The organism is Buchnera aphidicola (Hyperomyzus lactucae) (assembly GCF_005081705.1).
In the GTDB taxonomy this organism is placed as follows: Bacteria; Pseudomonadota; Gammaproteobacteria; order Enterobacterales; family Enterobacteriaceae; genus Buchnera; species Buchnera aphidicola_Y.
The window spans coordinates 100,153-113,763 of sequence record NZ_CP034876.1; the positions used below are offsets into that span (position 1 = coordinate 100,153).

At 26.3% G+C, this 13,611-nt stretch carries 14 protein-coding genes; 11 read left to right on the forward strand and 3 right to left on the reverse strand.

The features are described from left to right. Positions 1 to 83 precede the first annotated feature (83 nt). From D9V68_RS00475 to aroC, 3 genes are all read right to left on the reverse strand, one after another. Positions 84 to 338 (reverse strand): hypothetical protein, encoded by a 255-nt coding sequence (locus tag D9V68_RS00475; RefSeq protein ID WP_158357289.1) that lies wholly within the window; start codon positions 336 to 338, stop codon positions 84 to 86. Next, the gene (gene dapA / locus D9V68_RS00480; RefSeq protein WP_158357291.1) at positions 316 to 1,200 is read right to left on the reverse strand and encodes a 4-hydroxy-tetrahydrodipicolinate synthase; all 885 of its coding nucleotides are present in this window, start codon (positions 1,198 to 1,200) and stop codon (positions 316 to 318) included. Before dapA ends, D9V68_RS00475 begins: the two co-directional genes overlap by 23 nt. A 405-nt stretch (positions 1,201 to 1,605) precedes the next feature. After that, positions 1,606 to 2,664 carry a chorismate synthase gene (gene aroC / locus D9V68_RS00485; protein ID WP_158357293.1) on the reverse strand — a complete coding sequence of 353 codons (1,059 nt, stop codon included), beginning with the start codon at positions 2,662 to 2,664 and terminating at the stop codon, positions 1,606 to 1,608. A 232-nt stretch (positions 2,665 to 2,896) separates the two neighbouring features. Here aroC and smrB point away from each other — a divergent pair, with 232 nt between their 5' ends. The 11 genes from smrB to dcd all read left to right on the forward strand — a co-directional run bounded on the left by smrB (position 2,897) and on the right by dcd (position 13,568). After that, positions 2,897 to 3,430, forward strand: coding sequence for an endonuclease SmrB (smrB, locus tag D9V68_RS00490; RefSeq protein ID WP_158357295.1), 534 nt, complete (start codon positions 2,897 to 2,899; stop codon positions 3,428 to 3,430). Positions 3,431 to 3,867: 437 nt separating this feature from the next. Next, positions 3,868 to 4,767 (forward strand): ATP phosphoribosyltransferase, encoded by a 900-nt coding sequence (gene hisG, locus D9V68_RS00495; protein ID WP_158357297.1) that lies wholly within the window; start codon positions 3,868 to 3,870, stop codon positions 4,765 to 4,767. Positions 4,768 to 4,775: 8 nt separating this feature from the next. Beyond that, positions 4,776 to 6,083, forward strand: coding sequence for a histidinol dehydrogenase (gene hisD / locus D9V68_RS00500; protein WP_158357299.1), 1,308 nt, complete (start codon positions 4,776 to 4,778; stop codon positions 6,081 to 6,083). Next, on the forward strand, positions 6,080 to 7,165 hold the full coding sequence (gene hisC / locus D9V68_RS00505; RefSeq protein WP_158357301.1) for a histidinol-phosphate transaminase: 1,086 nt from the start codon (positions 6,080 to 6,082) through the stop codon (positions 7,163 to 7,165). Before hisD ends, hisC begins: the two co-directional genes overlap by 4 nt. A gap of 10 nt (positions 7,166 to 7,175) precedes the next feature. Continuing rightward, the gene (hisB, locus tag D9V68_RS00510) at positions 7,176 to 8,237 is read left to right on the forward strand and encodes a bifunctional histidinol-phosphatase/imidazoleglycerol-phosphate dehydratase HisB (protein ID WP_158357303.1); all 1,062 of its coding nucleotides are present in this window, start codon (positions 7,176 to 7,178) and stop codon (positions 8,235 to 8,237) included. Beyond that, positions 8,237 to 8,827, forward strand: coding sequence for an imidazole glycerol phosphate synthase subunit HisH (gene hisH, locus D9V68_RS00515; RefSeq protein ID WP_158357305.1), 591 nt, complete (start codon positions 8,237 to 8,239; stop codon positions 8,825 to 8,827). Before hisB ends, hisH begins: the two co-directional genes overlap by 1 nt. 4 nt (positions 8,828 to 8,831) lie before the next feature. Continuing rightward, the gene (hisA, locus tag D9V68_RS00520; RefSeq protein ID WP_158357307.1) at positions 8,832 to 9,566 is read left to right on the forward strand and encodes a 1-(5-phosphoribosyl)-5-[(5-phosphoribosylamino)methylideneamino]imidazole-4-carboxamide isomerase; all 735 of its coding nucleotides are present in this window, start codon (positions 8,832 to 8,834) and stop codon (positions 9,564 to 9,566) included. After that, on the forward strand, positions 9,548 to 10,324 hold the full coding sequence (gene hisF / locus D9V68_RS00525) for an imidazole glycerol phosphate synthase subunit HisF (RefSeq protein WP_158357309.1): 777 nt from the start codon (positions 9,548 to 9,550) through the stop codon (positions 10,322 to 10,324). Before hisA ends, hisF begins: the two co-directional genes overlap by 19 nt. Continuing rightward, positions 10,318 to 10,950, forward strand: a complete 633-nt coding sequence (gene hisIE, locus D9V68_RS00530; protein ID WP_158357311.1) for a bifunctional phosphoribosyl-AMP cyclohydrolase/phosphoribosyl-ATP diphosphatase HisIE — start codon at positions 10,318 to 10,320, stop codon at positions 10,948 to 10,950. Before hisF ends, hisIE begins: the two co-directional genes overlap by 7 nt. Positions 10,951 to 11,354: 404 nt before the next feature. Next, complete coding sequence (gndA, locus tag D9V68_RS00535) at positions 11,355 to 12,770, forward strand: NADP-dependent phosphogluconate dehydrogenase (RefSeq protein WP_158357313.1); 1,416 nt, start codon at positions 11,355 to 11,357, stop codon at positions 12,768 to 12,770. Between the two features lie 216 nt (positions 12,771 to 12,986). After that, positions 12,987 to 13,568: a dCTP deaminase gene (gene dcd, locus D9V68_RS00540; RefSeq protein WP_158357315.1), complete on the forward strand. Its 582-nt coding sequence runs from the start codon at positions 12,987 to 12,989 to the stop codon at positions 13,566 to 13,568. The last annotated feature ends 43 nt before the right edge of the window (positions 13,569 to 13,611 follow it).

Consider the following 13,611-nt stretch of genomic DNA (forward strand, 5'->3'; position numbering starts at 1 on the left):
AGAATATCATAATGATAATCTACACCAAATACTTTTAATAAATATAAAACTTAAAAAAAATATCTTTTTGAAAAATTATTTATTTATATAGGCGGAAATATATCATAATTTTTTTGTTCTAAATCTTTTTTTGTATAAGGAATGTTATATTCTTTGTTTTTAGTTGGAATGTTAATTCCTTTTGGAATAATTAAGGGTTTTAATTGATTTTTTCTGAAGTCAAAATCATTGTTTTTGTTAAAATCTTTTAATGTACAAGACGTTATTAAAAATATATTTAAAATTTGAGGTATTATTATAATTTTTAAAAATTTTCTATAATTTTTGCAGATTTGCATATTGAATGGCTTTTTCAAGTTGTAAACGTGTAGTATTTAAAATAGGAGTCATTGGTAAACGCAGTGTATCACTTTTTATCAATCCTATTTTTTTAGCTAGCCATTTTACTGGAATAGGATTAGGTTCTATAAATAATGCTTCATGTAACATCATTAAACGTTGATTTATAGATCTTGCATTAATAAAATCTCCTTTTAGTGCGTATGAACAGATCTGCATCATTTCTTTTGCAGCAATATTTGCTGTAACTGATATTACACCTTGACCTCCTAACTGCATAAAATCTAACGCTGTTGCATCATCTCCACTGATTAATAAAAAATTTTTTTTAACTAATTGTTTTATTTTATTGATACGTGATAAATCCCCAGTGGCTTCTTTAATACCTATGATATTATCAAATTTTGATAGTTTACCTACTGTTTCTGGAAGTAAATCACATCCTGTACGAGTTGGAACATTGTATAAAATTTGTGGTAATTCTGTATTTTCTGAAATAGCTTTAAAATGTTGGTATAATCCTTCTTGAGTGGGTTTATTGTAATATGGGGTTACAGTTAAACATCCTGCAATACCAGATTTTTCAAATCTTTTTGTTAAAGATATAGCTTCTGTCGTAGCATTAGCTCCTGTACCTGCAATAATTGGAATACGTCTATCTGCTAATTCTAAAGTGAGCATAACAATATTTATATGCTCTTCTTGACTCAGTGTTGCTGATTCCCCAGTAGTTCCAATAGAAACAATGGCTTTAGTTTTATTACATACATGGTAATTGATTAGTTTTTTTAAACTACTACGACAAATTTGACCTTTTTCATCCATGGGTGTAATTAGTGCAACAATACTTCCTGTAAACATTGGTTATTCTCCTATATAAAAAATATTTTATGGTATGTTTGATAGATATGTAAAACAAAGTATATAGAAATGATAAACATAATATTTCAAATATAGTTTGATTTTAAATATAAAAATATCATAGAATATAATCTATATTATAAAATATTAATAATGCTATCGTGAAAAATATACTTTAACAAAAATATTATTTTAGGGAATTTTTTATACAATTAACATCTTGAAATCTGGATTTATTGCGCTTTAATTTATGTTTTTTAATCCTAGAAAAAACTAGTATATATAATATTTTTTTAGAAAAATATTTTTTGAAAATTTATTATTGAAAAGAAAAAAAGTATTACATACTTATAATGTATAAGCTACTAAATAAAAACTAATTTAGTAGCATATTTTTAATGATTATCATCCGCATTGTGCACGGAATCTGAGCATGTGATCCATTAATACAATTGCCACCATTGCTTCAGTGATAGGAACAGCACGCAATCCGACACATGGATCATGTCGACCATTGACAATTATTTCAACTTTTTCATTATTTCGATTAATCGTATTTCCTGTTTTACGAATGCTCGATGTAGGTTTAAATGCCACTTTTAATAAAATTTTTTCACCGTTACTAATGCCACCTAAAATCCCCCCGGAATGATTAGTTAAAAATCCTTTTGGTGTAATCTCATCACGATGCTCACTTCCTTTTTGATTGATTACTGAAAAACCATCTCCAATTTCTATTCCTTTTACAGCATTAATACTCATGAGAGCATGTGCTAAATCGGCATCAAGACGATCAAATACTGGTTCTCCAAGTCCAACGGGAACGTTTTCGGCAATAATAGTAATTTCGGCTCCGATTGAATCACCTAATTTTTTTAAGTTTTTCATCAACAATTCAAGTTCTGAAACTTTTCCTGGATCAGAACAAAAAAAAGGATTTTTTTCTATTTCTTCCCAAGATTTAAATGAACATTTAATATTTCCCATTGCTGATAAGTATGCACGTATGGTTATACCATATTTATTTTTTAAATATTTTTTTGCAATTGCACCTGCTGCAACTCGCATAGTAGTTTCACGAGCAGAGGATCTACCTCCACCACGATAATCTCTTACTCCATATTTTTTTTCATAAGTATAATCGGCATGTCCTGGTCTGAATAGGTTTTTTATATTACTATAATCTTGAGAACGTTGATCATTATTATAAACAATTAAACCAATACTAGTACCAGTTGTAACACCTTCGAATATACCAGAAAGTATGTGAATTTTATCTAATTCACGGCGAGAAGTTGTATAGCGAGAAGTACCTGGTCTTCTGCGATTTAAATCATATTGTAAATCTTCACAAGATATTTTAAGATTTGGAGGTGTCCCATCAATTATACATCCTAATGCTTCTCCATGTGATTCACCAAAAGTAGTAACGCAGAATATTTTGCCAATTGTATTTCCAGACATGTTTTTCTTCTATTTGATATTATTAAATAATACAACTATACAGAATAAATAAAACATTAAAAACATCAATATATGATAATTTACTTATTTTTTATATATAAATAATAAATTTTTTTATTTGTTGTTTTTATAAAAACTAAATTATATAATTAAAAAAAATATGTAAATAATTATAAAAAATACATCTACTGAAACTGTACAAATTTATTAAAATCATTGGTAATAAATGCTTATGAATAAAAATAGACGATATACTTTCGATGAAAATTATTTATTTCGTCAATGGTTAAATGGTACTCGTGAGATAGTACAAGATACTATCTTTCATCCTCGAGTGCATAAAAAAAATAATGATAATATATTATTTAAACGTATTATTTTTGAACAGGATGCTCATAGTCATTATTTTTCCTATAGAAATAAAAAAATTTTCTTTAAAGATAATCCTATTTCTTATATGCGGCATAAAAATTTATATGATGTTCTGGAAAATTTAAAAAAAGGAAAATACAATCCAGACATCTTTTTAGATTTGCATGGATTAACGCAATATCAAGCTCAAAAAGCATTAGGTGAATTAATTACAGTATGTCAAAAAGAGAAGATTTTTTGTGCACATATTATGTATGGATATGGTAAACATATTTTAAAAAAACAAACACCTTTCTGGTTATCTCAACATCCAGATATCATAGCTTTCCATCAAGCCCCCAAATTTTTTGGAAGCGATGCCGCAATTATAGTGATAATTGAAATTAATTCTTAAATTAAAAAAATTATATTTTTCACTAGTAAAAATAATTTTATTTTGTATATACAAATCTTAAAACAACTTTTTTTTGAAGATACAATTCGCATTGTATTTCTTTAAAGAAATTATTAACTATTTTAAATTCTATCAATCATATTTTATCATATAAAAAATTTTTTGAATTAATCATAAAAAGCCTCTATTAGATTTTTGTAATAAAGTTTTTAAAATTTAAAATAGTTCCTTTTTAAAAATGATTTTTAAAAAACTTATAATTACCGATAATTTTTATTTATTATATTGAAATTTTACGATAACATTATTTATATAATAAACCCTTTTTAATTATATATGATTTAATTGACTTTATAAAAAAATGATTTTTCAAAAACCCTTATAATTTTGGGTTTTTTTATTTTTTAGTATAAAAAAACTTTTAAAGGATTGAAAATATGTTTGATAATAATCGTGTACGTATAGCGATGCAGAAAACTGGTCGTTTAAGTAATGATTCTATAAAGTTATTGACATCTTGTGGTATTAAAATAAATTTAAAACAGCAAAAATTGATCGCTTTTGCTGAAAATATGTCTATTGATGTTATGTTAGTTCGTGATGATGATATTCCTGGATTAGTAATGGATGGAGTAGTAGATTTAGGAATAGTTGGAGAAAATGTCCTTGAAGAAGAACTATTGAAAAGAATATCACAAAAAGCAGAACATTCTTATATTACTTTGAGACGTTTAGATTTTGGAGTATGTCGATTATCTTTAGCAATTCCTATTAGTACTCCATATTCTGGTATAGAATGTTTAAAAAATATTAGAATTGCTACTTCATATCCTCATTTATTAAAAAAATATTTAGATCAAAAAAACATTTCTTTTAAATCGTGCATGCTAAATGGATCAGTAGAAGTAGCTCCTAGAGCTGGTTTAGCAGATGCTATTTGCGATTTAGTTTCAACAGGAGCGACATTAGAAGCTAATAGTCTACGTGAAGTACAAGTAGTATATCGTTCTCATGCATGTCTTATTTGTAAAATTGGAAATATCAATTCTATAAAAAAAGAAGTTATTAATAAATTAATGACTCGTATTAAAGGTGTAATTAAAGCTCGTGAATCTAAATATATTATGTTACATGCTCCTATTAATAAATTAGAAGAAGTAATATCATTACTTCATGGAGCAGAAAGACCAACTATTTTAAAATTAGCAGGTGATGATAATCGAGTAGCAATGCATATGGTTAGTAGTGAAACACTATTCTGGGAAACCATGGAAAGATTAAAAGCTTTAGGAGCTAGTTCAATTTTAGTTTTGCCAATTGAAAAAATGATGGAGTAAAACTATCAATGAAATATTTTAATAAAATAATATATTGGAATAAATTAAATTTTGATCAACAAACAAAAATATTATTAAGACCTGTTTTAAAAAAAAATAGTATCATTAAAAAAACTGTTTCAGACATTATAGAAAATATTAAAAATTTAGGTGATCAAGCATTAAAAGAATATTCTTTTTTATTCGATAAATGTAATTTAAATGATTTTCAAATTTCTGAAAAAGATATTTTGTTATCTTCACTTCAATTAAGCAATAAATTAAAAAATGCAATTTTAGTTGCAAAAAAAAACATTACACGTTTTCATAAAGCTCAAATTTTATCTCCAATAGATATTGAAACACAAATTGGAATACGTTGTCAGCAAATTAATTTACCTTTAAATTCTATAGGTATTTATATACCTGGTGGAACAGCGCCTTTATTCTCAACTGTATTAATGTTAGCTATACCCGCTAAAATCTCTGGTTGTAAAAAAATTATTCTTTGTTCTCCACCTCCAATTAGTTCTGAAGTTCTTTATACTGCTCATATATGTGGAATCGATAAAATTTTTCAAGTAGGCGGAGCTCAAGCTATAGCCGCTCTTGCTTTTGGTACAGATACTATTCCTAAAGTAGATAAAATTTTTGGTCCTGGTAATGCTTATGTTACAGAAGCTAAATTACAAGTTAGTTCGATGTTAAATGGAACAGCAATAGACATGTTAGCAGGACCTTCAGAATTATTAATTATTGCTGATGATACTGCTAATCCAGATTTTATTGCTGCTGATTTGTTATCACAAGCTGAACATGGTTCATCTTCTCAAGTTTTTTTGTTAACACCATGTATTGAATTAGCAGAACAAGTAATTATTTCTCTTCATCGACAGTTAAAAAACCTATCTAGGTTATCAGAAATTTTAGAATCTTTAAAAAATAGTACTATTATTATTACTGAAAATCTATTCCAATGTATTGAAATATCTAATTTGTATGCGCCTGAACATTTAATCATTCAAACTAAATCACCGAGAGATATGCTTAATTATATCTCAAATGCAAGTTCTATTTTTTTAGGTTTATGGTCTCCTGAATCTGCAGGTGATTATGCATCTGGAACTAATCATGTGTTACCAACGTATGGTAAGTCTATTACGAATTCAGCTTTAGGATTAGCTGACTTTCAAAAACGTATATTAATTCAAGAATTAACATCTCAAGGATTAATAAAATTATCTAATACTCTTGAAATTCTATCTTCTGCAGAAAAACTCCAAGCACATAAAAATGCGGTAAAAATTCGAGTGGATTATTTAAAGAGGAAAATATGACAGACAACATTATTAAATTAACTAGAAATAATATACAAAAATTAACACCTTATCAGTCAGCACGACGTATTGGAGGAAAACATGGTACAATATGGTTAAATGCAAACGAATCACCTATATCTGTTTCTTTTAAATCAAAAAAACAATCATTTAATCGTTATCCAGAATGTCAACCAAATAATTTAATATCTGCTTATGCTGGTTATGTTGATTTATCTTGTCAACAAGTTTTAGTTACAAGAGGAGCAGATGAAGGAATAGAATTATTAATTAAAGCTTTTTGTGAACCAGGGAAAGATGCAATTATTTACTGTCCTCCCACTTATGATATGTATCGAATAAATGCACAAATAGCTGGTGTAAAAATAAAAGAAATTCCTACTTTGAAAAATACTTGGCAATTAGATTTATTAAATCTTGAATTAAATTTAAATGAAGTAAAGTTAATTTATGTTTGCAATCCTAACAATCCAACTAGTAGTATCATCTTGAAAAAAGATCTTTTATTGTTATTAAAAATAACTTTAGGTAAATCTTTAGTTGTAATAGATGAAGCATACATTGAATTTTCGCCTAAAGAAAGCATGACATGTTTTTTAAAGGATCACCCAAATTTAGTTATTTTACGTACACTCTCCAAAGCTTTTGCTTTAGCAGGAATAAGGTGTGGTTTTGTTTTAGCAGAAAAAAAAATTATTGAGACGTTAAATAAAGTTATTAGTCCTTATCCAATATCCACACCTGTTATTGATATAGCTTTGCAATCGTTACAAAAAGATTATATTAAATTAATGCAGAATAGAGTGCTAGATTCAAATTCTAATCGTGTTTGGTTAGTTGATCAGTTAAATCAGATTTCTTGCGTAGAAAAAGTTTTTGAAAGTAATGCCAATTATGTATTAGTAAAATTTTTTATGTATGAGAGAATTTTTCAGATTCTATGGAATAAAGGTATAATTTTAAGAAATCAAAATGAAAAAGTTAATTTAAAAAAATGTATTAGAATTTCAATAGGAACACGTTTAGAGTCCTTAGAATTAATCAAAGAACTTAAAAAGTTTTCTAAAAATAATATTTATTAAGGTGATGTAAGTGAAAGATAAAATACTATTTATCGATCGAGATGGTACGTTAATTGATGAACCAATTAGAAATTTTCAAGTAGATTCAATAGAAAAATTAAATTTTAAAAAAAATGTAATTTCTTCTTTACGTAAATTAATAAGTTTTGATTATAAATTAGTTATGGTGACCAACCAAGATGGTCTTGGTAAAAAACATTTTTCTTGGAAAGATTTTAATTCAGCACATGTTTTTATGTTAAAAGTTTTTGCTTCAGAAGAAATAATTTTTGATGATATATTAATTTGCCCTCATTCTTCACATGATAATTGTGAATGTCGTAAACCTAAAATAACAATGATACAACCATGGCTTAAAAATATAGATCTGAAACACAGTTATGTTATTGGTGATCGAGAAACAGATATGCAACTTGCAAAAAATATTCAAGTCAAGGGAATTCAATATAAAGAGAATATATGTAACTGGAGTGATATTGAAAAAAATATTATCAAAAATAATAGATATGCGGAAGTTTTTAGAGAAACAAAAGAAACAAAAATACACGTACAAGTTTGGTTAGATGTAGAAGAAACTAGTCAAATTGATACGGGTGTGAAATTTTTTGATCACATGTTAGAACAATTAGCAGTGCATAGCGGTATTTGTGTAAATATTTTTGCAAAAGGTGATCTTTATATTGATGATCATCATACAGTAGAAGATACAGGTATTGTATTAGGAAAAGCGTTACTACAAGCGTTAGGAAAAAAAAATGGTTTGTGTAGATTTGGTTTTTATTTGCCTATGGATGAAAGCAAATCTAATTGTATTATAGATATATCTAATCGTCCATATTTAAGTTTTAAAGCAAATTTTCGTCATAAAATGGTAGGTGATCTCAGTACAAATATGATTGAACATTTTTTTTATTCTCTTTGTTATTCAATGAAAATTACAGTTCACTTGTATGCTGAAGGAAAAAATGATCATCATTGTATTGAAAGTTTATTTAAAGTTTTTGGTCGTGCATTACGTCAAGCTGTCCAGATAAAAGGAAATACATTACCAACTTCAAAAGGGATTTTATAATGGATTTAGTAATATTAGATACTGGTTGTGCTAATTTAAAATCAATCAAAGTTGCAATTAAAAAACTAGGTTATAATTCTATCATAACTACTGAACCTTCTGTAATATTAAAATGCAAAAAGATGTTTTTACCTGGAGTAGGAACTGCTTCTGCGGTAATGAGTATTTTATCGGAAAGAAAATTAATTAATATCATTAAAAATTTTCAAAAACCAGTCTTAGGTATATGTCTTGGTATGCAACTTTTTTGTTCTTTTAGTGAAGAATGTTATGGTGTAAAAACTATTGGCATAATAAAATCTTCTGTACTTCGTTTAAGAACGAAGAATTTACCATTGCCACATATCGGATGGAATCAAATTAAATTTCAAACATCACATCCTTTATTTAAAAAAATTCCAAATAATTCAAGATTTTATTTTGTTCACAGTTATATAGTACCAGTTAATAAATATACATTATCAACGACTAATTATGGTGTGCATTTTAGTTCAGTAATACAAAAAAATAATTTTTTTGGGGTTCAATTTCATCCGGAGAAATCAGGTGAAATAGGTTCTCAATTATTAAAAAATTTTTTGGAGATGTAATCCTATGATTATTCCTGCATTTGATTTAATTAATGGTTTGGCTGTGCGTTTATATCAAGGTAATTATTCGCATCAAAAAAATTATAATATAAATTTACCTGATTGTTTAGAAGAATATAAGTTAAAAGGAATTAAAACAATCCATTTAGTAGATTTAGACGGAGCAAGAGATAGCAAAAATAGACAAATAGAATTATTTAAGAAGATACTTTCTTATAGTAGAATTCCTATACAAATAGGTGGAGGGATAAGAACAACAAAAGATATATGTACATTACTTAATCTTGGAGTTAAAAGAGTAGTAATTGGCTCTTCAATCATACAAAATAAAATTAAAGTAAAAAAATGGTTAAATGTTTATGGTCCAGATTCTATTGTTTTAGCATTAGATATAAAAATTACTAATAATAGTAAGAAAATATATATAAATGGTTGGCAAAAAAAAACTAATATTACTTTAGAAGAAATTATTGAATATTTTTTACCAAGTGGATTGAAACATGTATTGTGTACAGATATATCTAAAGATGGAACATTATCAGGTCCAAATATTAAATTATATAAAGAAATCTCTAATTCTTTTGAAAAAATTCAATTTCAAGCTTCTGGAGGAGTGGGAACATTACAAGATATTATTTCTTTGAAAAAAACTGGTGTTAAAAGTGTAATTATTGGTCGTAGTTTGTTAGAAAAAAAATTTAGAGTAGAAGAGGCTTTAAAATGTTGGCCAAACGCATAATAGCATGTTTAGATGTTAGTAATGGTGTTGTAGTAAAAGGGGTTCAATTTAAAAACCATCAAACTGTAGGTCAAATTATACCACTTGCTCAACGTTATACAAATGAAGGTATAGATGAATTAGTATTTTATGATATAACGGCATCTACAAAAAATAAATTAGTTGATAGAAGTTGGATAGAAAATGTTGCTGAAGTAATAAATATTCCATTTTGTGTTGCTGGAGGAATCAAAAGTATAGAAGATGCACAGAATATTTTATCTAGTGGTGCAGATAAAATATCAATCAATTCTTCAGCATTAATAGATCCTAATTTAATAAGTAGAATTTCAGAACGTTTTGGTGTGCAGTGTACAGTAGTTGGAATTGATTCCTGGTTTGATAAAATTAAAAAATGTTATATGGTACAACAATATACAGGAGATTTTAGCAAAACTTATCAAACTGGTTGGAAAACATCTGATTGGGTAAAAAAAGTTCAAGAAAAAGGTGCTGGAGAAATTGTTTTAAATATGATGAATCAAGATGGATTACAAAAAGGATATGATCTTGAACAACTTTCCGAAATCAGAGAAATATGCAAAGTACCTTTAATTGCATCAGGAGGAGCAGGGAATATAGAACATTTTTATGAAGCATTAAATTATTGCAATGTAGATGGAGTATTAGCTGCATCTGTTTTTCATAAAAATATTATAAATATAAAAACATTAAAAAATTTTTTAATTCAACAAGGGATGGAGATTAGAGTGTGCTAACCACAAAAGAGAAATTATTAAATCTTAATTGGATAAAAACTAATGGAATGATTCCCACAATAATACAAGATTACTTGTCTAGTGAAATTTTAATGCATGGATATATGAATCAAGAAGCCTTTTTAAAAACTCAAAAAGATGGTTTAGTAACGTTTTATTCTCGTAGTAAAAATCGTTTATGGACTAAAGGAGAAAAATCTGGAAATTATTTAAAAGTAATTGAAATAACTACAGATTGTGATTATGATACATTATTAATTTTAGTTCAATCTACAGGGAATACATGTCATTTAGGCAATAAAACTTGCTTTTTTTTAACACAATCTAGTGTAAGTTTTTTGTTTGAATTAGAAAAACTTATAGAAGAAAGAAAAAATAATATTACAAATAATTCATATACATCTGATCTATATCGATCCGGAACAAGCCGAATAGCTCAGAAAGTAGGCGAAGAAGCTATAGAAACAATATTAGCGTCTATGAAAAAAGATAAAACTGAATTAATCAACGAATCTTCAGATTTAATCTATCATTTAATTGTATTATTACATGATCAAGGTTTAAATTTACGTTTAGTACTTAACAATTTAAAAAAAAGAAAAAAAGAAAAAAAGAACCACGAATAGATTTTAGTAATAATTGACTTGGTTTTATTGATAAAAAATTCTTTCTAACTAATTATAAAAATTAAAATTTATTAATAAAATCGATTTAGATTATTTCAATTTCACAAGAAATTTCAATGATATAAACATATATATATTATATGTAATGATCTCCATTATTAAAAAATTTATTAGATAATAAGAGTAAATTTTTTTTATTTAAAAATCAAATACAAAAAAAATGTTTTTAATAAGTTTATCTTTATTCTAATTTAATAGAAATACTTTCTTAATAGTCTACTTTTAATGAATGATATATAAAATATAGTTATAATATTATTGATTGAATAAGAAAGTATATAAAATATAGTGATTATTAATAATAATTATTTACTATTTTTCAGTATTTTTAGTTGGAGCAAAAGATGTTAAAACAACAAATTGGTGTTGTAGGAATGGCAGTAATGGGAAGAAATTTAGCACTAAATATTGAAAGTAAAAATTATACTGTATCCATATTCAATAGAACAAATTCTACAACAATAGAAGTTGTTAATCAAAATAAAAGTAAAAATATTTTTCCATATTTTTCTATTAAAGATTTTGTTAATTCACTTTCTAAACCTCGATGTGTTTTATTAATGGTTCAATCTGGTAAAGCAACTGATGAAACTATTCAATCTATTATGCCTTATTTAGAAAAAAAAGATATATTAATTGATGCAGGTAATACTTTTTATAAAGATACTATGAGAAGAAACGATGAATTATCTAAACATGGTATCAATTTTATTGGTATGGGAGTTTCTGGAGGTGAATTAGGAGCACTTAATGGTCCATCAATTATGCCTGGAGGTCAGAAAGAAGCATATAAACTCGTATTTCCTATGCTGAAAAAAATATCCGCAAAGTTTGAAGGTGAACCATGTGTAAGTTATATTGGTCCAAATGGTTCTGGTCATTATGTTAAAATGGTACATAATGGTATTGAGTATGGTGATATGCAATTGATTGCAGAATCATATTTTTTATTGAAATATTTATTACACATGAATAATGAAGAATTAGCGAGCACTTTTTATGAATGGAATAAAGGTGAATTAAATAGTTATTTAATTGATATAACAAAAGATATTTTTCTTAAAAAAGACAGTAAAAATCAATATTTAATAGATTCTATTTTAGATAAAGCAGAAGATAAAGGTACTGGTAAATGGATTAGTCAAAATGCTTTAGAACTTCGAGAACCTTTATCTTTAATTACTGAATCTGTTTTTTCACGTTATCTTTCTTCTCTTAAAGAACAACGTGTGATTGCATCAAAGATATTAAAAGGACCTAGCATAAAAAATTCCATTCTAGATAAAAATAGTTTTATTGAAGAGATTAGACGTGCTTTATATTTAGGAAAAATAATTTCTTATGCTCAAGGTTTTTCTCAGTTGAAAAAAGCTTCAGAAAAATATAATTGGAATTTAAAATATAGTGAAATCGCTAAAATTTTTAGATCTGGATGTATTATCCGAGCAAGTTTTTTACAAAAAATAACAGAAGAATACTCTCAAAATAGCAATGTGATTAACTTGTTATTAACACCTTATTTTTCAAAAATAGCTAATGAGTATCAAAAATCATTGCGTAAAATTGTTATATATGCAATAAAATACGGTATTTCTATTCCTGCATTTTCTGCAGCAATATCTTATTATGATAGTTATAGAGCAATGTATTTACCAGCTAATCTTATTCAAGCTCAAAGAGATTGTTTTGGTGCACATACTTATCAAAGAAACGATAAACCTGGTTACTTTCATACAAATTGGTCCGTTTTAAAAAAATAATATTCATTATAAAAAATTAAAATAATTTATTTATGTATATAAATATCATATTAATTGCATAATCGTCATTGCTTTATGATTAAAAATTAAAATAGCAGATGATGTTAAAAAATATCTCTGCTATTAGATTCTATATTATATATACTATTTATAGTATTTTTTATATTTTTATAATATATTTTAAGATTAAAAAATATATTGATTATAGGGATAAATATGCGTTTATGCGATAAAGATATTGAAGAATGGTTAAAAAGAAAAGAATTAATTATAACCCCTTATCCTAAAAAAGAATTGATTCATGGTGTTACTGTTGATATACATCTTGGTAATAAATTTCGTTTTTTTTATGATCATGCTCGATCTTGTATTGATTTAAGCAATTCAAAAATAAATACTGCCTTAGCATTAAAAGAAGTTATGAGTAATGAAATAATTTTTTCTCAAGAAAAACCATTTTTCTTGCACCCAGGTTCTTTGGTATTATCTTCTACATTTGAAAATGTCACTATTCCCAATAATTTAGTTGGTTGGTTAGATGGACGTTCTTCTTTAGCTCGTTTAGGATTAATGATTCATGCTACCGCTCATCGTATTGATCCTGGATGGAAAGGGAATATTGTTTTGGAAATTTTTAATGCTGGAAAGTTAACTCTAGTATTACGTCCTAAAATAAAAATTGCTGCACTTAGTTTTGAAGTTCTTTCTCAATCAGTTTTACATCCTTATAATTCTCGATATAAAGCTAAATATAAAAGTCAAAATGGAGTAGTACCCAGTCGCATCGATAAGGAATAAAATTTTTTTTCTTATATTTTAGTTTTCGTGTAATTAGTAGAAC